Source organism: uncultured Ferrimonas sp., assembly GCF_947489035.1.
GTDB lineage: Bacteria > Pseudomonadota > Gammaproteobacteria > Enterobacterales > Shewanellaceae > Ferrimonas.
In genome coordinates this window covers 14,086-34,845 of sequence record NZ_CANLCI010000007.1, presented here as the reverse complement: position 1 = coordinate 34,845, position 20,760 = coordinate 14,086, and the positions used below count along the sequence as shown (strand labels likewise).

Annotated in this window: 18 protein-coding genes; 3 read left to right on the top strand and 15 right to left on the bottom strand. The window is 54.8% G+C overall.

The window, feature by feature from the left end; all coding sequences use genetic code 11:
- Positions 1-28 precede the first annotated feature (28 nt).
- From Q0796_RS06240 to fabB, 9 genes are all read right to left on the bottom strand, one after another.
- Positions 29-520, bottom strand: a complete 492-nt coding sequence (locus Q0796_RS06240; protein ID WP_298441197.1) for a CvpA family protein — start codon at positions 518-520, stop codon at positions 29-31.
- Between the two features lie 106 nt (positions 521-626).
- Entirely contained in the window at positions 627-1,193 is a 567-nt protein-coding gene (locus tag Q0796_RS06235; protein ID WP_298441195.1) for an SPOR domain-containing protein, read from the bottom strand.
- Positions 1,194-1,195: 2 nt separating this feature from the next.
- Positions 1,196-2,440 (bottom strand): bifunctional tetrahydrofolate synthase/dihydrofolate synthase, encoded by a 1,245-nt coding sequence (gene folC, locus Q0796_RS06230; protein ID WP_298441194.1) that lies wholly within the window; start codon positions 2,438-2,440, stop codon positions 1,196-1,198.
- A complete protein-coding gene (accD, locus tag Q0796_RS06225) occupies positions 2,437-3,348 on the bottom strand; it encodes an acetyl-CoA carboxylase, carboxyltransferase subunit beta (protein WP_298441192.1) in 912 nt (303 codons plus the stop codon). Before accD ends, folC begins: the two co-directional genes overlap by 4 nt.
- Positions 3,349-3,575: 227 nt before the next feature.
- Positions 3,576-4,370, bottom strand: a complete 795-nt coding sequence (gene truA / locus Q0796_RS06220; protein WP_298441189.1) for a tRNA pseudouridine(38-40) synthase TruA — start codon at positions 4,368-4,370, stop codon at positions 3,576-3,578.
- Positions 4,371-4,468: 98 nt separating this feature from the next.
- Positions 4,469-6,034, bottom strand: a complete 1,566-nt coding sequence (locus tag Q0796_RS06215; protein WP_298441187.1) for a FimV/HubP family polar landmark protein — start codon at positions 6,032-6,034, stop codon at positions 4,469-4,471.
- A gap of 69 nt (positions 6,035-6,103) precedes the next feature.
- Positions 6,104-7,114 (bottom strand): aspartate-semialdehyde dehydrogenase, encoded by a 1,011-nt coding sequence (locus Q0796_RS06210; RefSeq protein WP_298441185.1) that lies wholly within the window; start codon positions 7,112-7,114, stop codon positions 6,104-6,106.
- Positions 7,104-8,240 (bottom strand): 4-phosphoerythronate dehydrogenase, encoded by a 1,137-nt coding sequence (locus Q0796_RS06205; protein ID WP_298441183.1) that lies wholly within the window; start codon positions 8,238-8,240, stop codon positions 7,104-7,106. The genes Q0796_RS06210 and Q0796_RS06205 overlap by 11 nt, the downstream gene beginning before the upstream one ends.
- Before the next feature lie 95 nt (positions 8,241-8,335).
- Positions 8,336-9,559 (bottom strand): beta-ketoacyl-ACP synthase I, encoded by a 1,224-nt coding sequence (gene fabB / locus Q0796_RS06200; protein WP_298441182.1) that lies wholly within the window; start codon positions 9,557-9,559, stop codon positions 8,336-8,338.
- A 126-nt stretch (positions 9,560-9,685) separates the two neighbouring features.
- Between fabB and mnmC the strand changes: the two genes are divergently transcribed.
- On the top strand, positions 9,686-11,686 hold the full coding sequence (mnmC, locus tag Q0796_RS06195) for a bifunctional tRNA (5-methylaminomethyl-2-thiouridine)(34)-methyltransferase MnmD/FAD-dependent 5-carboxymethylaminomethyl-2-thiouridine(34) oxidoreductase MnmC (protein ID WP_298441180.1): 2,001 nt from the start codon (positions 9,686-9,688) through the stop codon (positions 11,684-11,686).
- A 71-nt stretch (positions 11,687-11,757) separates the two neighbouring features.
- On the opposite strand, the gene Q0796_RS06190 is transcribed toward mnmC, so the two are convergent.
- The 5 genes from Q0796_RS06190 to prmB are packed head-to-tail and all read right to left on the bottom strand — an operon-like array spanning position 11,758 to position 16,463.
- Positions 11,758-12,030, bottom strand: a complete 273-nt coding sequence (locus Q0796_RS06190) for a YfcL family protein (protein ID WP_298441178.1) — start codon at positions 12,028-12,030, stop codon at positions 11,758-11,760.
- Between the two features lie 10 nt (positions 12,031-12,040).
- A complete protein-coding gene (locus Q0796_RS06185) occupies positions 12,041-13,186 on the bottom strand; it encodes an ATP-NAD kinase family protein (RefSeq protein WP_298441176.1) in 1,146 nt (381 codons plus the stop codon).
- Between the two features lie 19 nt (positions 13,187-13,205).
- On the bottom strand, positions 13,206-14,396 hold the full coding sequence (locus Q0796_RS06180) for an MFS transporter (protein WP_298441175.1): 1,191 nt from the start codon (positions 14,394-14,396) through the stop codon (positions 13,206-13,208).
- 13 nt (positions 14,397-14,409) lie between these two features.
- Complete coding sequence (gene aroC, locus Q0796_RS06175; protein ID WP_298441173.1) at positions 14,410-15,507, bottom strand: chorismate synthase; 1,098 nt, start codon at positions 15,505-15,507, stop codon at positions 14,410-14,412.
- Between the two features lie 23 nt (positions 15,508-15,530).
- Positions 15,531-16,463: a 50S ribosomal protein L3 N(5)-glutamine methyltransferase gene (prmB, locus tag Q0796_RS06170; protein WP_298441171.1), complete on the bottom strand. Its 933-nt coding sequence runs from the start codon at positions 16,461-16,463 to the stop codon at positions 15,531-15,533.
- 127 nt (positions 16,464-16,590) lie between these two features.
- Here prmB and smrB point away from each other — a divergent pair, with 127 nt between their 5' ends.
- Positions 16,591-17,130 (top strand): endonuclease SmrB, encoded by a 540-nt coding sequence (gene smrB, locus Q0796_RS06165; protein ID WP_298441169.1) that lies wholly within the window; start codon positions 16,591-16,593, stop codon positions 17,128-17,130.
- Here the strand turns inward: smrB and sixA are convergent.
- A complete protein-coding gene (sixA, locus tag Q0796_RS06160) occupies positions 17,110-17,577 on the bottom strand; it encodes a phosphohistidine phosphatase SixA (RefSeq protein WP_298441167.1) in 468 nt (155 codons plus the stop codon). The genes smrB and sixA overlap by 21 nt on opposite strands.
- Before the next feature lie 306 nt (positions 17,578-17,883).
- Between sixA and Q0796_RS06155 the strand changes: the two genes are divergently transcribed.
- The gene (locus tag Q0796_RS06155) at positions 17,884-20,670 is read left to right on the top strand and encodes an insulinase family protein (protein WP_298441165.1); all 2,787 of its coding nucleotides are present in this window, start codon (positions 17,884-17,886) and stop codon (positions 20,668-20,670) included.
- The last annotated feature ends 90 nt before the right edge of the window (positions 20,671-20,760 follow it).

Here is a 20,760-nt window from a genome sequence, read left to right as displayed (position 1 = left end):
TTTTTCTTATAGGTATAAATAAGGCAGGTTACCCTGCCTTGTTGATGAAACTCGATGACTGTTCTAGGTGTTCAAAGAACCATTGAATAACGACTTTGAACTCGGGGATAAGTTGCGAATCCCCCCACCAGCTGGCATCTGACGCGCCAGTAAAGGTGTCTAAGAAAAACAGCAACGCTGACACTACTAATACGCCGCGCAAGGCACCAAAACAGGCACCAAGCAAACGGTCGGTGCCGCTTAAACCGGTTTTATCGACCAGTTGGCCAATAAGGTAGTTCACAAGCGCACCGAGGATCAGGGTGGCAATAAAGAGGATGGCCGCCGCCGCGCCAGAACGCAGGGTGACATCGTCGATTTGGGTAAGGAATACCGCCAGATCTTGATAGAAGTTGCTGGCAATAAAGAAGGCACCAATCCACACGACTAACGACATCGCTTCTCGCGCAAAACCGCGCACAAGGCTAATCAGTACAGACAGGCCAATGATGGCCAAGATGGTGTAATCAATCCAAAGCATAGGAACCAAAATCAGTCCATTATTTTGGGCGCAATGGTAGCAAACCCTTTGATGTTTCTCACCCAAAATAAAAGCCCGCCGTAGCGAGCTTTTATCTATTACGTCATTACAGTTGTAATGGATCGTAGGGCACAATTTTACCAGTGATATCGACTTTTTTCGCTAAGTCGGCGCGCATCCGCTGCAGCCGTTTTTGATCAATTTCAGGCCCAACGAACACCACGGTAAGTTGGCCATCCACCGGTTTAGCAGGAATGGTGTAAGCCGGAAACTGCTGTTGTCGCAGCTTGGCAACTAGTCGATTGACGTTGGCGGCATTTTTAAAGCTGCCAAGACGCACGCTCCAGCCCGCCTTAATTGGCTTGGGCACCGGTTTCACCGCAGGTTTGCTGATCTTTGGCTTGGTGGTTGCGTCGGACGCAGCCGCACTTGGCTTCGCCTTAGCTTCGCTGCTTGGCTCATCCGGTTCAATCTGCCAAGTCGGTTTGTTTTGCTGGGCTGGGATCGCCACGGCAGACACCTCAGCCACCGCCACCGATGGGCGCAATGGAATGGTCGCAAACTGTTGCTCAAAGGTGGCTTTTTCACCATCTAAGATCTCTGGCAGCACCAATACCGCCACAGCCACCAGCACAACCGTGCCAACGAGTCGATTTTGAAAAGCACTCGCCACGCTTATCTCCTTTGACGCCAATACTGTTTCGCTTGCGCCACAGTGTAAAAGGAGCCGAATAAAATCACCAGATCGGTCTCCCGCGCCACAGCGCAGGCTTGTTCAATGGCGGCAGCGACTGAATCACAGCAGATCGCTTGCGGCAACAGTTGCTGCATGGTGGCGGCATCCGCAGCCCGCGGCACATTCAACGGCGCGGTATACCAGCTATCCACCAACGGCAGCAGCGGCGCCACACTGTTACGCATGTCTTTATCGCCCAACATGGCGCACACCGCAATCACCTTACTGGCCTGCTGCTGTTGCAGCCACTGCGCTAAATAGCGTGCGGCTTGGGGATTGTGGGCAACGTCTAACACCAAATTGTTGCCCAGTCGCTCTAACCGCCCTGGTACGGACACTTGCGCCAACCCCGCGCGAATAGCGGCATCGCTGATAGCCAGTGGCAGCTGTTGCAACGCCACCACCACGGCGGCAGCGTTATCCAGAGGAATGGCCGGCAGCGGCAGTTGTTGCCACTGCTGTGAACCCAGTTGCAGCTGCCAGGTGGTGTCGGTACGCGTAACGCTGAAATCACGATCTCGGCACAGCAAATCCGCTTGGTGCTGCTTGGCGGCATCGAACAACGTTTGTGGCGGCTTGGGATCGCCGCAAACGGCTGGGGTATTCGCTCGCATGATCCCCGCTTTTTCCACTGCCACGCTGTCGCGACTGTCACCAAGATACTCTTGGTGATCCAAATCGATGGTGGTGATCAGCGCCAAATCGGTATCAATCACATTGGTGGCATCCAGACGGCCACCCAGACCCACTTCCAATAGCACCACGTCGGGTTGGTGCTGGGCAAACAGCCACAGCGCCCCTAAAGCGGAATATTCAAAGAAGGTCAGACTGGTGCGTTGCTGTGCGCTGGCGATGGCGTTAAAGGCATCAACGTGCGCTTGATCCGGTAACTCTTGGCCATCGATCCGCACCCGCTCGTTATAGCGTTCAATGTGCGGCGAGCTGAACACCCCAACACGGTAACCGGCTTGGGATAGGATCTGCTCCAACAAAGCGCAGCTGGTGCCTTTGCCATTGGTACCAGCCACGGTGATCACGGTGCTGTTAGGCAGCGACAGTAATGCCATTCGCTGGGCAACATGCCGCAGACGATCAAGACCAAGGTCAATTTCAGAGGGGTGTAACGCAAGGATGTGTTCCAACCACTCCGCTAGGGAGTGGTTGGCAGTGAGTCGAGGACTCATTCAGCGGCGATCTCAGGAGCGGTATCTTCGCTCAGTTCGTCGTCTGGGGTGGCCACCGGGGCTTGGTGGGTAAACTTAGCCAGTACCCGCGCCAAGGTGTCGCGCATCTCGCGACGATCAACAATCATGTCGATGGCGCCTTTTTCCAGCAAGAACTCACTGCGCTGGAACCCTTCTGGCAGTTTTTCACGCACGGTTTGTTCAATCACTCGCGGGCCAGCAAAGCCGATAAGAGCTTTGGGCTCTGCGATGTTCAGATCGCCCAACATCGCTAGGCTGGCTGATACGCCGCCCATGGTGGGATCGGTCAGAACGCTGATGTAAGGGATCCCACGTTCGCGCATTTTTGCCAGCGCTGCCGAGGTTTTGGCCATCTGCATCAGCGAGAACAGCGCCTCTTGCATGCGGGCACCGCCACTGGCAGAGAAACAGATCAGCGGAATGTTCTCTTTGAGCGCCACATCAACGGCACGAACAAAGCGTGCGCCAACAACCGATGCCATTGAGCCGCCCATGTAGGCAAACTCAAACGACACGGCCACCACGGTCATTCCCTGCAATTCACCACGCATGGCGATCAGGGCGTCTTTTTCACCACTGTTCTTGGTGGCCTGGCTGATGCGGTCTTTGTATTTTTTGGAGTCGCGGAATTTGAGGATATCCTGCGGCTCTAATTCTGCACCCAGCTCTTGGCTGCTGTCTTTATCCAGCAACTTCAGCAGACGCTCGCGGGCGTTGATGCGCATGTGGTTGTCACACTTAGGACAAACCTCAAGATTACGCGCCAGCTCGGCTCGGTACAGGATCTGATCACATTCGGTACACTTGCTCCAAACGCCTTCAGGCACGCTACGTCGACGATCCGAAACGGCTTGGCTCTTCGGCAAGATCTTTGTTAACCAACTCATTGTGGCCTTGTCTCCATCTAGGCAATTTCGACCATGTTGGCGACGTTTTCGTCGCATGGTAGGGCATATTCACTACGGCTAACATGGCCTTGCAGGCGAGTTTCTGTCGGCATTGACAGAGAATAGCGGTCATTAAACCATAAGCCTTTATGGGCTTCTAACGAAAACTGGTCGTACCCGACCAAATCCGCGCTTGGCGGACCTGTTCGTTACCAGTTCGTTGCAATTTAGCGCAGGCTATCTGGCAAAAATAATGGCCCAGGGGCACTTTGCGGCAAACCAAACTCTTGCGGATAATCCACTGCCACTAAATACAGCCCTTCCGCCTTCGCGGTGGCACCGGCAATGTCGCGGTTTTTCGCCGCCAGCAGTTCGGCAATCCACTCTTTGGGCTTGTTACCCATGCCAACTTCCAGCAGTGATCCCACGATATTACGCACCATGTGATGCACAAAGGCGTTGGCTTTAATGTCGACCACAATGTATTCCCCAAAGCGATCAACGTGAAGATGATGCAGGTTACGCCATGGGCTATGCGATTGGCACTGGATGGCGCGGAACGAGGTAAAGTCGTTCTCGCCCAACAGCGCCTGACCCGCTTCTTCCATCAGCTTTTCATCCAACTGGTGGTAGTAGTGGCTAACGCCGTGGCGCAGGATCCCCGAGCGCAGGCGGTGATTGTAGATCACGTAGCGATAACGACGGGCCGTGGCGCTAAAACGGGCGTGAAAGTCATCCGATACCGGCTGAGCCCAGCGCACGGCGATGTTATCCGGCAGATTGGCGTTCAAGCCTAAGGTCCACGCCGCCGGACGGCGGTCAAACTGAGCATCAAAATGCACCACTTGGCCGGTGCCATGCACACCGGCATCGGTTCGGCCAGCACACACCACTTCCACCGGATGGTTGGCAACTTTAGCAATCGCCTCTTCTACGCGCTGTTGTACCCCAATCACTTCCCGCTGTTTTTGCCAGCCAAAGTAACCGTGGCCGTCGTATTCAACACCCAATGCAATCCGCATGTTTCTGCCTCATAAAAAATCTAGGCGCGGAGTATACCGCTGGCCGTAGGGAAAAAAAACGGCAGCCCTTAGGCTGCCGTGGTGTTTTGCGGTTTCTATCATAGCTGCTCAAGCAGCAATGCGGCTTCTTTGCGTTGGGCGTCGTTGCCTTCCGCTTCCACCTCTTTCAGCAACGCTTTGGCGCTGTCTACGTCTTCAATCTCGATGTAGGCTCGGGCTAAATCAAGCTTGGCGTTATAACCGCCATCGTCGCTGACCGGATCGGTTAAGGGCGCAATGGTGTCGGCTTCTACGCTCGGATCTGGGCTTGGGGCGTTTTCGCTTTCCGCCAGCAACTTATCGATGTCGATAAAGTCGTCACTGCCAAAGGTATCTGGGCTGCCGCCACTGGTTGTCTCTGGCGTTTCGCTTGGGGTTAACACCGATTCCACTTCGGCGTTGGCGGTGGCCAGAATTTCATCAAAGCTGCTGCTGTCACTGAACACATGATCAGCATCTGGTGCCGTTAATTCGGTGTCTTGCAGCAGTTCATCCAGCGATAAGATGTCGCCTTCACCTAAATCGCCATCCAATTGAATGCCCGCTTCCTCACTGGCAGCCGGTGCTACAGGCGCCGAAGCCGCTGGAGGCGGCGGTGGAGTTGCCGCTTGCGCCGCCTGCACGTTGGCTGGCATCTCTGGCACCATTTCAGTTAATGGATCAGCCGGAGTGGAGATCGGCGCGATCATTTCACCATCTTTAATCGGGTTGGCTGAAATTGGCCGGTGGCGTCGATTATTCCAGATCATAAAGATCGCCATCGCCACTAATACCGGAATGGAACCTAAGAGCACCAACACCAAGGTGTTGCTGCCGAGCTCTTGCCAAAACGAAGGCATCTGCTCTGGCTCGGGTTCATTCACAACGGGGCTGGTGCTGGCCACTTGCGGCTGATTAAAACGCTGATTGTCCAGCTCTTGCTCTAAGGTGCGGTTGAGGTTTTGCTGCTCGTCCAGCGCACTTTGCAGCATCGCTAACTCTTTCGACAACTGTTCCATCTGCCGTTGCAACATCGCATTTTGCTGCACCATTAGCGCCATTTCATCGGCATTGGCATCCAGCTCTGCGCGCAAATTTTGCAGCTGAAACACCGCTTCTTTCTGGTTATCTAAATCACTCTGCAGGCGTTTATTTTCTTGCTGCAGTTGCGATAGTTGTTCGGTTACCTGTGGCTGCGCCACGGCTTGGTTCTGGGCTTGCGGCTTGGTGGCCGGTTGTGGCTTACTCGCAGCCGGTGTGCCCTGCCAATCACTGTCGTGGTTTTTGGCTCGCGCTTTGGCGTCACTGGCGGGGTAACTTTGAATCACATCGCGGGTTGGCACCGTTAGGGTGTGGTTGCGTTCCAGCGAGTTAAAGTTATCGGCGGTAAAGGCATGGGGGTTGGCATCAAACAATGCCTGCATCACCTGATAAACGGTCAGATCCGTATCTGGCCGTACTTCGGTTGCAATGCGCCACAGGGTATCGTTGCGCTTGGTTGGTCCGTACTGCCCCAACGCTTGGTCTTCCACTTGAACTTGGCCATCGGGGCCAGAGATCAATAATGTTTGTGCCGGCAAGGCGGCGCTAAACAGCAATGCTGTTAGCAGCATGGCGCCCGTGGCGCGACGATGGTTGTGACTCATTGGGCAGTATTTCCACAGTAAAACAGGGGCCACGCCCCTGTTTTTTCTTTTTAGTGTTATTTCAGGATATTACAGATAGTCGCGGATAAGAAGCTCAGCGATTTGCACCGAGTTTAATGCCGCGCCTTTACGGATATTATCCGCCACTACCCACAGGTTCAAACCGTGTGGATGGGACAGATCCTGACGCACACGCCCCACATAAACGTCATCGTTCCCCTGCGCGTCCCCAAACGGAGTTGGGTAGTCTTCGTCGTCGGCCAACAAGCTGATGCCATCGGCTTGCTCTAACAGGCTTTTTGCTTCTTCAGCGGTGGTTGGCTGGCGTGTTTCTAAGTGAATCGCTTCAGCGTGACCGTAGAATACCGGCACTCGTACCGCCGTTGCATTGACCTGAATGGAGGCATCACCAAAGATTTTTTGGGTTTCCCACACCATCTTCATCTCTTCACGGGTGTAACCGTTGTCCATGAATTGGTCAATTTTTGGCAATACGTTGAACGCAATTTGATGCTCAAACGTTTCTGCTTTGGCCTGTTGCCCGCTCAGTAAGGCACTGCACTGCTTCGCCAACTCTTCAATGGCGCTGCGGCCAGCACCGGATACCGACTGGTAAGTGGCTACGTTAATGCGTTCAATGCCAAACTGGTCATGCAGCGGCTTCAACGCCACCACCATCTGAATGGTTGAACAGTTTGGGTTGGCGATAATGTTGCGGTTACGAAACTCAGCCAAGGCGTATGGGTTTACTTCTGGCACCACCAGTGGGATCTCAGGATCGTTACGGAAGTGGCTGGTGTTATCAATCACCACACAACCCGCATCGGCGGCGATAGGCGCCCATTTTTCCGATACGCTACCGCCAGCACTGAACAGCGCAATTTCAACGCTGCTCCAGTCAAAGGTTTCCACATCAATCACATCCAGCGTTTCACCGTTAAAGCTAACGGTTTTGCCGACGCTGTTGCTGCTGGCCAGCGGGTACAGTTTTGTTACTGGAAACTCACGCTCGGCCAATATTTCGATCATTGTTTGACCGACTGCGCCAGTGGCACCCAATACCGCAATGTTATATGCCATGATTGATCTTCTCTTCTAAGGTGAAACCCAACTCACTCAGCTGTTGCGCCATGCCGCTATCGGCACAGTGCAACCCCAGAGCACTAAATTCTCGCCGCGCCAGATTGGCTTTACGGCGGGCGTCGAAGCCTAACGGCAACGCCGCGCGAAATAACTTATCTTCAGCCAGCAGATCATACACCGAGCGGCAGGTCTGATGCAGCCACGATTGCGTTAACTGCAGCGGTGTTTTTTGCGTTGGCAACGGCGCTTCGGTCATTAATTGCGCCAATGACGGCGTTGACGGCTGCTCTTGCTGCTGCGACTGCAGTAACGCTTGGTGTAACATCTGGCTGCCGCGGATCTTGCCTTCCACCGAATAACCGGCAATGTGCGGTGTGGCAATGTCAGCCAAGGCCACTAATTCAGGCAGCGGCGTCGGCTCGTTCTCCCACACATCTAAGGCTAACCGCAGTTGCGGTCGTTGCTGCTTAATCTCAACCAACGCACGATTATTAATCACTTCACCACGACTGGCATTGATTAGCCAGCAGTTTGCTGCCAAGGCACGCAGTTGCTGATTATCCAGTAAATAAAACGTATCGGCTTGCAGCGGCACGTGCAGCGTCAGCACGTCGCAGTGCTGGATCAGTTGCTGCAAAGAATGCCATTCGCCCGCATCGCCCCGCTGCTGTCGCGGTGGATCGCAGCGCATCAATTTGCAGCCTAACGCATTAAGACGACGCTCAACCGCACTACCGGTATTCCCCAAGCCAACGATGCCGATGGTTTTATCACGCAGGGATTCTTGGCTCGATTCCGCCAAACACAACAACGCCGACAGCACGTATTCACCCACTCCCTGTGCATTACAGCCTGGGGCGTTACTCCAACGGATGTTGCGACGTTCCAGCTCAGCCAGATCAAGGTGATCGGTGCCGATGGTAGCAGTGCCCACAAACGACAGCTGCGGCAGCGCGTCTAAAAGGGCGGCATTGACCTTTGTCACCGAACGCAACAGTAACGCGGTGGTATTGGGATCGACGGTGGCGGCGGTGATGTCGCGCCCGGGTAAAGCGGTGATGGCACCTAACGGCGCGAACAACGGCGTTAGGGCGGCCATGTTTTCATCAGCAACAATATTCATTGGCGAGGTTTGGCAGGCAAAAAAGATAGCGCAGTGTAAACCAAAACAGGCCCGGGACGCAGCCCGAGCCTGTTGCAGTAATGCCCGAAGGGCGTTTACTTATAGCGGTTGAAGATCAACGCCGCATTGGTGCCACCGAAACCAAAGCTGTTGCTCATAACGGTATCCAGTTGCACGTCCTTGGCTTCCGTTACAATCGGCATGCCTTCGGCTTTTTCATCCAGCTGCTCAACGTTGATGCTTGGCGCAACAAAACCGTGCTTCATCATCAACAAGCTGTAAATCGCTTCGTGTACCCCTGCCGCGCCAAGCGCGTGGCCGGTCATCGCTTTGGTGGCGCTGATCAGCGGCATGTCGCCACCAAACACTTCATTGATGGCGCCCAGCTCTTTGGTGTCGCCCACCGGCGTTGAGGTGCCGTGGGTGTTCAGGTATTGCACCTTGCCAGCACCGGCGGCCTTGGCTTCTGCCAGAGCGATGTTCATGCAGCGTACTGCGCCTTCGCCAGATGGGGCAACCATGTCCATGCCATCGGAGTTAGCACCGTAACCGACGATTTCAGCGTAGATGTGAGCCCCACGAGCCAGCGCGTGTTCCAGCTCTTCAACCACCACCATGCCGCCGCCACCGGAGATCACGAAACCATCGCGCTCGGTGTCGTAGGTACGGGATGCCTTGGTTGGATCGTCGTTGTACTTAGTCGACAACGCGCCCATGCCATCAAAGCCCATCGCCAGAGTCCAATGCAGTTCTTCGGAACCGCCAGCAAAAATCACGTCTTGTTTGCCTAGCTGGATCTGCTCAACCGCGTGGCCAATGCAGTGAGCACTGGTGGCACAAGCGGATGAGATGGAGTAGTTGATGCCTTTGATTTTAAACGGCGTGGCCAAACAAGCCGATGCCGTTGAAGACATGATCCGTGGCACCAAGTATGGGCCAACGCGGCGCACGCCTTTGGCACGCAGGGTATCCGCCGCCTGAACCTGGTTGAGTGACGACGCGCCACCACAACCGGCCACAATGCCGGTGCGAGGGTTGCTGACTTGCTCTGGCGACAGCTTGGCATCTTCGATCGCCTGCTCCATCGCCAAATAAGCGTATGCAGCTGCATCCCCCATAAAACGCATCACTTTACGGTCGATGTGCTCGGCAGGGTTGATCTTCAGATCGCCCCAAACACGGCTCCGTAATCCCAGCTCTTCAAATTGCTCGGAGTAATTGATGCCGCTACGCCCAGCGCGCAGTGACTCTGTCACTTCGTCGGCGTTGTTGCCGATACTGGAGATCACGCCGATCCCAGTAATGACCGCTCTTTTCATTGATCCATCCTAAAAATAACTGTTATGCAATCGCCGCTATCCTAGCGCGAAGCGAATTAGAAACTGGTCGGCTTTCCTGTTGGCACGGTAGAATGACTGCCATTGTTCAAAACTGAAGTGCAAACTGTGAGCCAGATAACCCCAGCCCAGATAGATTGGTCCGATCCCGCTGCCCCCCTCGCTAACCAGTTTGGGGATTTTTACTTCTCCAAAAAAGATGGGGTTGCAGAGACCGACTATGTCTTTGTTCAACATAATCACTTACCGCAACGCTGGCAACCACACCCTCGGCGCCACTTTTGCGTGGCCGAAACCGGCTTTGGCACGGGGCTGAACCTGATGGTGCTCTGGCGCCATTTCCGCCAGTTTAGACAAGCCAACCCCAGCGCTCACTGCCAGCGATTGCACTTTGTTAGCTTTGAAAAACACCCATTAACCGCCTCCGATCTGGACCGCGCTCACCAACAATGGCCGGAGTTTGCCGACATGGCCGCGCAGATCCGCGCCCATTACCCGATGGCGATTGATGGCTGCCACCGCTTGGTGCTGGATGACGGCATGGTGATTGTCGATCTGTGGCTGGGGGACGTATTGGCTCAACTGCCGCAATTGGGCGCCGGCAGCGATGGCGTGGTCGATGCGTGGTTTCTGGATGGGTTCACCCCCAGTAAAAACCCACAGATGTGGCAACCCGAGCTGTATGCACAGATGGCGCGGCTGTCCCGCCCTGATGCCACAGTGGCCACTTTTACCGCCGCCAGTGCCGTGCGAAAAGGATTGATTGCCGAAGGCTTTGCCATGGAAAAAGCCCAAGGGTTTCGGGGCAAGCGCGAGATGATCTTCGGCCAGCGTCAGCACCACAACCTCACGCCAAGTGCCCCATTGCCAACCTCGTCCAGTACCCCTCCCCCAACCGCGGTAACCCTGATTGGTGGTGGCGTCGCGGCGGCCAATATTGCCTTGGGGTTGGTTCGCCGAGGCGTCAAAGTGGCGCTGTATTGCGCAGACAGTGACGTAGCCCAAGGCGCATCCGGTAATCGCCAAGGCGCCTTGTACCCATTGCTGAACATGGCCAACGACGCCATGGCTCAATTTTACCAACAGGGTTATCTGCTGGCGCGCCAACGGCTAAACCAACTGAGCCAGAAGCATCACATCGAGCATCAATGGTGTGGCGTATTGCAACTGGCCCCAAACGATAACGTTGCCAAGCGCATTGAAGGCATTAGCCAAATGCCCTTTAGCCCTGAATTAGTGCACGGCGTGGATGCCGAGCAAGCCAGCCGCATCGCGGCCATTCCATTAGCGCAACCCGCCCTGTACTACCCCAACGGTGGCTGGTTGTGCCCACAGCAGTTAACCCAAGCAGCGATTGCTGAAGCGCAACAGACTGGGCTGCTGCATTGCCACTTTACGCAGCAGCTGCAGGCTCTGCAGCACGATGGCAACCAGTGGCAACTGCAGTTCAGCCACAATGACGGCAACAACCGCATCACCACGACGAACGTTGCAGCCAGCACGGTGGTTCTGGCCATGGGCCACCACAGCGCGGCATTTCACGCCACCAAGCCTCTGCCGCTGAATCCGGTGCGCGGTCAGATCGCTTACCCACGGCAGCAAGCCACCACCGCCAAGCTGCAAACCGTGTTATGCGCTGATGGCTACCTGGTGCCAAGCCTCGAGGGGCGACTCACCTGTGGCGCCAGTTTCGGCCGCTTAGATGGCAGCAGCGAGTGGCGCGCGGAAGATAAGCAAGAGATCGACGACCGCATGGATCGCAGTTTTGGTCGGTACCCGTGGCGCCGTGAATTACAGCAAGATGATCAGGGCCGAGCCGCCGTGCGAGCCGCCGTGCGGGATCACTTACCGCTGGTGGGACAAGTGCTTGATTGGGATAAGATCAACAGCGATACCAAGATCGCCCAAGCTCCGCTGCAGCAGGGGCTGTATGTGTTAACAGGGTTGGGATCCCGAGGATTATGCAGTGCGCCGTTGTGTGCTGAACTCCTGATCAGCCAGCTGTTGGATGAACCACAGCCGCTGTCGCAGCAGTTGCAAGCGCTGTTAGCCCCAGGTCGATTCTGGTTGCGGAAACTGGCCAAGGGCCAGCCGCTGCCAGAACGCTAACCGCCAGCAACAACAAGGCCCGCAACTGCGGGCCTTGTTGTTATCAAGTTCAAGCTTGCGTTGCCGCGGCGTTAAGCGGCGGCAAGTTGCTGCTCTAACTGCTGCCAAGCGTTGGTTACCAGCACCATGTCTTCCGGTGCCAGTTCGCTTTTGGCTTGCTCTAGGCTTTTGGCCATTTGCGCCTGCAGTGCAGGAAAGTCAACCTGTTGCTGCTGCTCAAGCTCCGACAATACCACCGCGAAGTGGCCTTGCAGATAACCGCTTGAGAACACCTCATCGTCGTTGCCGTTTTCCAGCGTATGGTTGATCCACGTATGACAAATTTGATCCCAGCGCTCTAACATCGCTTACTCCTCAGGATTCTTCTGGATTGGCCAGCGGGTATAGTACTGCATCCCGATAACCAGTGATAATTCGATAGTGCCCCGCCAGCTCGGCATTTAATTGCTCATCGCCGGTGTCGGCCAGCAGTGGCCGCCCAGCTAAGGCGGTCAGTTTATTTTTAGTGGCGATCACTTGGATGTTGTCGCGCCCAAGCAGCCGTAACAGTTCTGGACTAAGTTGTTGATTACCGCGCCCAAACAGGTGCCCCTGCCCACCGATTAAGGTGATCAGTAGCTTGGTGGGCACCGTGGCACAGGCGGCAAGTAACTGCTGCGCATTCAGATCCCGCCCCAGCAGCTTGCCCGCTTGCACCAGATCGACCCCCAACAGGGTGTTGTCCAGTCCCAGCTCCGTCATCACCGCCGCCACGGTAGAGCCAGAGCCGATGATGTATTGATAATCGTCATCCAATTGCTCAACCACTTCGGCGGCAATGTCATCCAGCACCAACGCTTCGCATTCGCGCCCACCTTGTTTGGTGGCCTGCAAAAAGCGCAGCGCCTCTGGCACCATCATCTCGCCATAGTAACGGGCTTTCACTTGGCCTTGGCGAAAGGCGCTTTCGTCAATGTCTCGCACTTCGGCGTCGGTTACGCTAACCAGTTCACCACGCACCATTTGCGCGGCCACAATGCCCGCCGCCTTCGGGGTGATGGCGTACACGCCGGAGTGAATTTTTACCCCCGCCGGTACACCGAGTACCGCTTGTTTGCTGCCCACAGCGCGATATACATCGCGCGCGGTGCCATCGCCACCGGCGAACAGCAGCAAATCGACGCCCAGCGCCACCATCTTCTGCGCCGCCAGCACGGTATCGTTGGCTGCAGTCATCGCTGGGTGAGCCCCCTCCTCGCTCCGAGCTTGAGGGTGATGCACCGCCTCGCACGCAAAACCCAGTTGCTGTGCTAATTCTGCGCCCATGCCATCGCTGGCGCTGTAGATGGTCAGCCGCTCTCGCTCTGGCAGCAGCCCCTGCAGCGCTTGTTCCATTCGCAGTGCGGCCTTAGGCGTAGCCCCTAACGCCAACGCCTGTTGCGCCACATTATCTGAGCCTTTAAGGGCAACGGTGCCGCCCAGGCCCGCCACTGGATTCACAATCAATCCCAATTTAAACATAGCTGTCCCTGTCTGTTTCCTAGCTGCTGGTGGCCAGTGCTGACGCCAGCCGTTGCTGCTGTTTAAACCACAATAGGATCACCATGGCCACCAACGCCGCAACAGCCGCCCCAGCCCAAGTTACCGCAGCGCCACTGCCATTATGCCAGCTTACGCCCGCCAACCATGCCCCCGCCGCCCCACCAAGGCCAAAGGCTATGCTGGCGTAAATCGCCTGAGCCTTGCCCTGATCATGGCTGGCAAAGCTGCGGTGGATGTATTGAATGGCGCAGGCGTGGCCCAAGCCAAAGCTGATCCCATGCAACGCTTGCACGCACAATTGGCCAATTTCACTGCCTTGCATCTGCCAGGTTAAGCCCCAGCGCAACGCCGTAACCAGCGCCACCGCCAGCAAGAGATCCGCCAAAGCAAACCGCGCCAGTAGCCTTGGTGCCAAGGCAAACAAACCGATTTCAGCCAAGACCCCCAGCGCCACCATAACCCCAGCCAGCGTCTCACCCACGCCCACATCCGCCATATACAGCACGAAAAAGGTGTAATAAGGGCCGTAGCTGGCTTGAAGCAAGGTGCTGGCCAGTAAAAACAGCACCATACTGGGGGTAAATAAGGTGGCTAAGAAGCTGCCGTGTTGATCGCTTGGCCGCGCCGCCGGAGTGGGTTCGCGCAGCCACAGACTGGCTAGGGTTAACAAAGCAAACAGCCCCAACCCAATCCAGGGCAAACTGGCGCTGCCGTGGCGTTCAAACCAGGCGCCCGCCATCAACACCAAGGCGATAAAACCCGCGCTGCCGAAGCTGCGAATGCGACCATAGTGGTGGCTGTTTTTTCCTAAGCTGGCCAGGGTAACCACTTCAAGCTGCGGCAAGATCCCATTCCAAAAGAAGGTGTAACCAAACAGCACCCACGCCAAGGTGGTGAACGTATTGTTGCTGAGGCTGATCGCAAAGATCAGTGCCGCCAACAACGAACCGCCTTGAATAAAGCGCACCCGCTGGCCGTACCTATCCGCCAGATAGGCCCATAGGTTGGGGGCCAACATGCGGGTAGCAAAAAGGATCGACATCAGTTGGCCAATTTCGAGCGAATCAAAACCCAATTCGCTGAAATACACCCCAAGGTAGGGGATCAATAACCCCAAAATGGCGAAGTAATAAAAATAACAGGCCGCCAGCGCTTTGCCCTGACGGCCTGATAGAGGTTGGTTTGTCACTGCGGCTGACCGATTATTTTTGCATCTGCAACGCAGGCGTTGAAACCGCCACATCGAGGTTTTGTGCCCGATGACGCAACAGGTGATCCATCAAGGTGATGGCCACCATCGCTTCAACAATGGGTACCGCTCGAATGCCAACGCAAGGATCGTGACGCCCCTTGGTGATCATCTCGATGGACTCACCGTGGGTATTGATGCTTTTGCCCGGCACCGTAATCGAGCTGGTTGGCTTAAATGCCACCGTGGCGGTAATCGGCTGACCAGAGCTGATCCCCCCGAGCACGCCACCGGCGTGATTGCTGGCAAAGCCGTCCGGGTGCATCTCGTCCCGATGTACCGAGCCCTTTTGGGCAACGCAGTCAAAGCCATCGCCAATGGCAACCGCTTTGGCGGCGTTAATGCCCATCAGTGCATGAGCCAAGTCGGCATCTAAGCGATCAAACACCGGCTCGCCTAAGCCAACAGGCACATTCAGGGCCTCAACGTAAACCTTGGCCCCAACAGAGTCGCCCTCTTTCTTCAGATCACGCATGTATTGATCCAGCGTGTCCAGCTGGGCGGGATCGGCGAAGAAAAACGGGTTGTCGTTCACCTGTTGCCAATCAAACTGCTGGGCGTGGATCGGCCCCAGTTGATCAATGCAGGCGCGGACTTCAATGCCAAATTGCTGCTGCAAATACTTTTTGGCAATGGCACCGGCCGCCACTCGCATCGCGGTTTCCCGCGCCGAACTGCGACCACCACCGCGGTAATCGCGGTTGCCGTACTTGTGGTGATAGCTGTAATCCGCGTGGCCGGGGCGAAACACTTCGGCGATGTCGGAGTAGTCACGGCTGCGCTGATCGGTGTTTTCGATCATTAAGCCGATGGAAGTACCGGTGGTTTTGCCGTTAAACACGCCAGAGAGGATCTTAACCTCGTCGGGCTCGCGGCGAGCGGTGGTGAACTTCGATGTACCAGGGCGACGTCGATCCAGATCGCCCTGTAAATCGGCCTCACTCAGGGTTAACCCCGGTGGGCAGCCATCGACAATGGCGCCGATCGCGACGCCGTGACTTTCACCAAAGCTGGTGACACGAAAGAGGGTTCCAATGCTATTGCCAGCCATGGCGCTGTGACTCCTGCAGAACGTTACTTAAAGGGGGCGAAATGCGCTTGCGCTGCCAGCAGCTGTTCGCGGGTTAAGGTAAACACGCCGTGGCCGCCGTTTTCAAACTCTAACCAGGTAAATGGCACTTCTGGGAACTGCTCGGACAACGCCACCATCGAGTTACCAACCTCAACAAACAGCACGCCGTCGTCGGTGAGGTGATCCGCAGCATTAGCCAAGATGTGACGGGTTAAATCTAAGCCGTCGTTGCCCGAAGCTAACCCCAACTCAGGTTCGTGATGGAACTCTTCTGGCAGATCGGTCATGTCTTCCAGATCCACGTACGGCGGGTTGGATACGATCAAATCGTATTGCTGCCCTTTCAGTACCGCAAAACCGTCCGACTGGATTGGGTACACCCGCTCCAACAAACCGTGCTGTTCGATGTTGATTTGCGCCACTTCCAGCGCTTCAGGGCTGATATCAACCGCATCAACTTGCGCGTCTTCAAAAGTGTGGGCACAGGCAATGGCGATGCAGGCAGAGCCGGTACACAGATCCAGTACGTTATGCACACTCTTGTTGTACATCCACGGCTTGAATTCGTTCTCTAGCAGCTCGGCAAACGGGCTGCGAGGCACCAGCACGCGCTCATCCACAAAGAACTCAAACCCAGCAAAATAAGCGGAGTTGGTTAAGTACGGTACTGGCACACGCTCACGTACACGGCGGATAGCCAATTCAACAATGCGGTGTTTCTCGGTGCTGGTTAGGCGTGCATTACGCACCTGCGGCCCCAGCTCGATCGGCAGATGCAAAGTGTGCATCACCAAGGCAACGGCCTCATCCCACGGGTTATCGGTGCCGTGACCGTAGTACAGGCCAGCGGCGTTAAAACGGCTAACGCACCAGCGCAGCATGTCGTCAATGGTATGAAGCTCGTTTACCGCTTCATCGATAAAGATTTTTTCCACGTAGGAGATCCCTCAAACTGTAATGCCCGACATTGTACCCAATCGTCGTGGCCGTTCCTATTTTTGTCATAGCACACTAAAATAGCGCCCCATTACCGTTATTCACCGATTAGCCAAAACCAGCACAATGACGAAGCCCAGCGACGACCAGCACGACGATTTTGACCTGTTTCGCCAAACCATGGGCGACATTAAACCTTTAGGTAACGATAAGGTGACCCACCGTAAGGCGATCCCAACGCCGGATAAAACCCGAGCAAAGCAGGAACGGAAACTGGCGGATCACTATTTTTCCGACAGCTATCAGCCGCTGTTTCCCGCCGACGGGCCGATGCGTTGGAACCGTGATGATGTGGATCGTTTCGAGTTAAAGAAGCTGCGCCGCGGTGAATATGTGCCAGATATGATGCTGGATCTGCACGGTTGCACCTTGGCCGAAGCCCGCCACGAGCTGATTGCGCTGATTAACGCCTGCAAGCAGCAGCACGTGCATTGCGCCAATGTGATGACCGGAATTGGTACCGGGGTATTGAAACAGAAGGTGCCAGCGTGGTTGTGTCAGCACCCAGATGTGATGGCGTTTCACCAAGCGCCGTTAGAGTTTGGTGGCAACGGCGCATTATTGGTCTTAGTAGAACTGCCGGAATCAGATCTGCAGTTGCGGTGAGACTCGGCATTCCAGCTGAGGTTGCTGCAGCATCGCGATTTGGGCAATGCCCGAGGTAGCAAACAGGCTTGGTTCTTGCCCGGGTACCAGCTCTGCCAGCAAGTAGCCCAGCAATGGCATGTGTGAGATCACCAAGACGTGTTCCGCCTGTGCCACTTCCGCTTGCGCAATCAGCAGATCCCGCGCCATCGCGGGGTTGGCTTCCGGCACCAATTCGTCCAGCAATTCCACCGGTGGCGACGCCTTACACAGCGCTTCAATTGCGCCCCAGGTTTGGCGGGTACGCAGATAAGGGCTTAGCAGCACTAAGTCCACTCGCTCCATTGCCAGCATAAATTGCTCGGCCACTTCCTTGCTTTGGCGCTTGCCCAGCTCGGTCAGAGGTCGTTGCCGATCCGTTGCCGCATCAAAGCTGGCTTCGCCATGACGCATCAGATAAATCTTCATTTAATCTTGCACCTACTACTTGCTTGCCCTGCAGTGTACTCCGCCAACTCACAACACAAAAGCATCTCGCCTACCCTATTGAACCGCGCTGGTGATCTGGCCCCTATTTTAGCGGGTAAAATTTCACTATCAGCCTGATTATTCGATGTAAAGCCGCTTAGATTGTGACAATTATTCACAAATCGATAGCGGCAATCGACTCGACATTGGTCTGATCATCACCCAAGCAATTGCTCTTGCTCAGTTCTACGCGCACACTAGGCTTATATGGATACATCCGTTCACTTTTGACCGTTGGGGTACTGCATGCATCAATCACTTAAAATCAGCCCCAACGATCCGCGCCAATATCGCTATTTAACCCTCACGAATAAATTGCGAGTGTTATTAGTGCAAGATCCTTCAGCCAGTAAATCCGCCGGTGCCATGGCGGTGAAGGTGGGGCAATTTGATGATCCCGCCGACCGAGAAGGCATGGCGCACTTTTTAGAACACATGCTGTTTTTAGGCACCGAGCGATACCCGATTGCTGGCGAATACCAGCAGTTCATCAGCCAAAATGGCGGTAACCATAACGCTTGGACCGGCCCAGAATTCACCAGTTTCTATTTTGACGTGAAGCCCGAAGCCTTTGTTGAATCGCTGGATCGCTTCTGTCAGTTCTTTACCGCCCCGCTGTTTGATGAACACTTAGTCGACAAAGAGCGGCAATCGGTGGACTCAGAATTTAAAATGAAGCTGCAAGACGACACCCGCCGCTTCTATCAGGTACATAAAGAAACCGTTAATCCTCTGCACCCCTTTGCCAAGTTTTCGGTGGGTAACCAGCAAACTCTAGAAGACCGTGATGGCAAGCCGGTGCGCGATGCCTTGATCGCATTCCATCAGCGTCACTATTCCGCCAATCAAATGACCCTAGCGTTAGTGCAACCAGAGCCTTTGGATGAGCTGGAACGTTTGGTTATCGAGCAATTCAGCGAGATTGCCAACAACGATGAAGCGAAGGATCTGCCCGAAGTGCCGCTGTACAGCGACAACGAACTTGGCATTGAGATCTCAATGCTGCCGCTGAAAAAGGCACGCCAGTTAACCATGACCTTCCCTATGGGGTCGCTGGATGACTGGTATCGGCATAAGCCTCTGACCTACCTGTCTTATCTGTTAGGGCACGAAGGCGTGGGCAGTTTAATGTCGGTGCTGCGCGACGATGGATTGATTGTGCAGCTGTCTGCTGGTGGCGGCATTAACGGCTACAACTTCAAAGATTACAACATCAGCTTTCAGCTTACGGAGCTGGGGCTGAAGCGCATTGACGACATCATTGCGCTCACGTTTCAGTTTATTCAGTTGGTCAGCGATACCGGCATCGAGCAATGGCGCTATCAAGAGCGACAACGGCTATTAGAGCGGGCCTTTCGTTATCAAGAGCAGGCGAAACCGGTGGACATCGCCAGTCACTTAGCGGTCAACATGCACCATTACGAGGTGCAAGATACTTTGTTTGGTGACTACCGCATGGATGGTTTGAATCAGCCGGTGATCGAGCAAATTTTGGCGCACTTTAGCGCCAATAATTTGCGCTTAAGTGTGGTGGCCCCCGATCTGGCTACCGACAGAAGCGCCCAATGGTACGACACCCCATACGCGGTTACCCCCATCAGTGCTGAACGCAAAACCCAGTGGCTGTCGCTCGCACGGGAACCGCGCTTAGCGCTGCCAGAGCCAAATGAGTACCTTAGTGAACTGTTGGATCCGCGCCCATCCGAAGGCGATCAACCTAACCCTGAGGTTATCTACCAAAATGAGCAGCTGATCTTTTGGCACAAGAAAGACAACGAATTTAATGTGCCCAAAGCGCACTTGTTTGTTGCCCTCGACAGCGATAAGAGCCACAACACCTGCCGCGCCGCCGCCATGACGCGGCTGTACATCAGCCTGTTAAATGACGCACTCACCGAGATCACCTATTCTGCCGAAGTGGCCGGCCTTAGCTACAACATCTACCCCCATCAGGGTGGGTTAACCTTGCACCTAAGTGGCTTTACTGGCGGCCAAGAGAAATTATTGGCGGTGCTGCTGCACCACACGCGCCAACGCAACTTCACCCAAGCTCGCTTTGATGACATTAAGCAGCAGGTGTTACGCAGCTGGAATGGCAGCCGCAACGCGCGACCGATCTCACGGCTATTCAGCGCCTTAACCACAACTCTGCAGCAACGCAGCTATGGTCCGCTGGATATGGCTGACGAATTGGAAACGGTGAGCTTGGATGAACTGCATCAGCATCTGGATCAGCTCTACACCCAGTTAAAAGTAGAAGCCATGGTGTATGGCGACTGGACCGGCGCTGAAGCGATTGGCCAAGCCCATCGACTGGAACAGCTCCTCAAAGAGGTTGGTCAGCCCGGTAAAGAGGTCGCCAGAAACCTGATCAGCATTGCCGATCGTGGCACGGTATTCCGAGAAATCGACAGCTTCCACTCTGATAGCTCCATCTTGGTGTACTACCAATCACGCTCGAATGATCTGTACAAAATGGCGATGTTCTGCCTACTCAACCACGCCATCTCTAGCGACTTTTTCCACGAACTGCGTACGAAACAACAACTGGGCTATATGGTTGGTACCAGCTATGTGCCGATGAGTCGCTGTCCTGGGATTATCTTTTACATCCAAAGCCCTGTGGCTGGGCCATTACAACTGCTCGAATCGATTGATCAATTTATCAGCGACTTCGGTTACGCCTTAATGCAGATTTCCAGCAGCCAATGGGAATCAACCAAAACCGCATTAGCCGATCAAATCACAGAACAAGACAATAATTTAAAAGCCAAAGCCCAGCGTGCTTGGGTCTCTATTGGTGGAAAAGACCACAGTTTTGACCAGCGTCAGAAAATTGCCGAATTGCTTACTGGTATTGAACGCGCTGAATTGATCCGCTTTATGATGGAACGGATGCGCAGCAAGAATCCCAATCGACTGGTGTTATACACCAGTGGCAGCTCTCATACTGAAATGACACCGTTACGTGGTGAACGTCAAATTACCGACTTGGCGGGTTTTAAGCACCAATCCAAAATGATTGATTTTTAAACATAATTTTTTACATTGCCTAACAACACCTATTGTTCTGTTACTTGGATACACCCCGATAGAATGGTAACTTTGGCAGAATTACGTTTA

What these genes read in the sequence shown, in the direction of transcription:
- Q0796_RS06240 (WP_298441197.1), bottom strand. Translation starts at nt 520, where the DNA reads ATGCTTTGGATTGATTACACCATCTTGGCCATCATTGGCCTGTCTGTA.
- folC (WP_298441194.1), bottom strand. Translation starts at nt 2,440, where the DNA reads ATGAGTCCTCGACTCACTGCCAACCACTCCCTAGCGGAGTGGTTGGAA.
- accD (WP_298441192.1), bottom strand. Translation starts at nt 3,348, where the DNA reads ATGAGTTGGTTAACAAAGATCTTGCCGAAGAGCCAAGCCGTTTCGGAT.
- truA (WP_298441189.1), bottom strand. Translation starts at nt 4,370, where the DNA reads ATGCGGATTGCATTGGGTGTTGAATACGACGGCCACGGTTACTTTGGC.
- Q0796_RS06215 (WP_298441187.1), bottom strand. Translation starts at nt 6,034, where the DNA reads ATGAGTCACAACCATCGTCGCGCCACGGGCGCCATGCTGCTAACAGCA.
- Q0796_RS06210 (WP_298441185.1), bottom strand. Translation starts at nt 7,114, where the DNA reads ATGGCATATAACATTGCGGTATTGGGTGCCACTGGCGCAGTCGGTCAA.
- Q0796_RS06205 (WP_298441183.1), bottom strand. Translation starts at nt 8,240, where the DNA reads ATGAATATTGTTGCTGATGAAAACATGGCCGCCCTAACGCCGTTGTTC.
- fabB (WP_298441182.1), bottom strand. Translation starts at nt 9,559, where the DNA reads ATGAAAAGAGCGGTCATTACTGGGATCGGCGTGATCTCCAGTATCGGC.
- Q0796_RS06190 (WP_298441178.1), bottom strand. Translation starts at nt 12,030, where the DNA reads ATGTTAGAGCGCTGGGATCAAATTTGTCATACGTGGATCAACCATACG.
- Q0796_RS06185 (WP_298441176.1), bottom strand. Translation starts at nt 13,186, where the DNA reads ATGTTTAAATTGGGATTGATTGTGAATCCAGTGGCGGGCCTGGGCGGC.
- aroC (WP_298441173.1), bottom strand. Translation starts at nt 15,507, where the DNA reads ATGGCTGGCAATAGCATTGGAACCCTCTTTCGTGTCACCAGCTTTGGT.
- smrB (WP_298441169.1), top strand. Translation starts at nt 16,591, where the DNA reads ATGACGAAGCCCAGCGACGACCAGCACGACGATTTTGACCTGTTTCGC.
- sixA (WP_298441167.1), bottom strand. Translation starts at nt 17,577, where the DNA reads ATGAAGATTTATCTGATGCGTCATGGCGAAGCCAGCTTTGATGCGGCA.
- Q0796_RS06155 (WP_298441165.1), top strand. Translation starts at nt 17,884, where the DNA reads ATGCATCAATCACTTAAAATCAGCCCCAACGATCCGCGCCAATATCGC.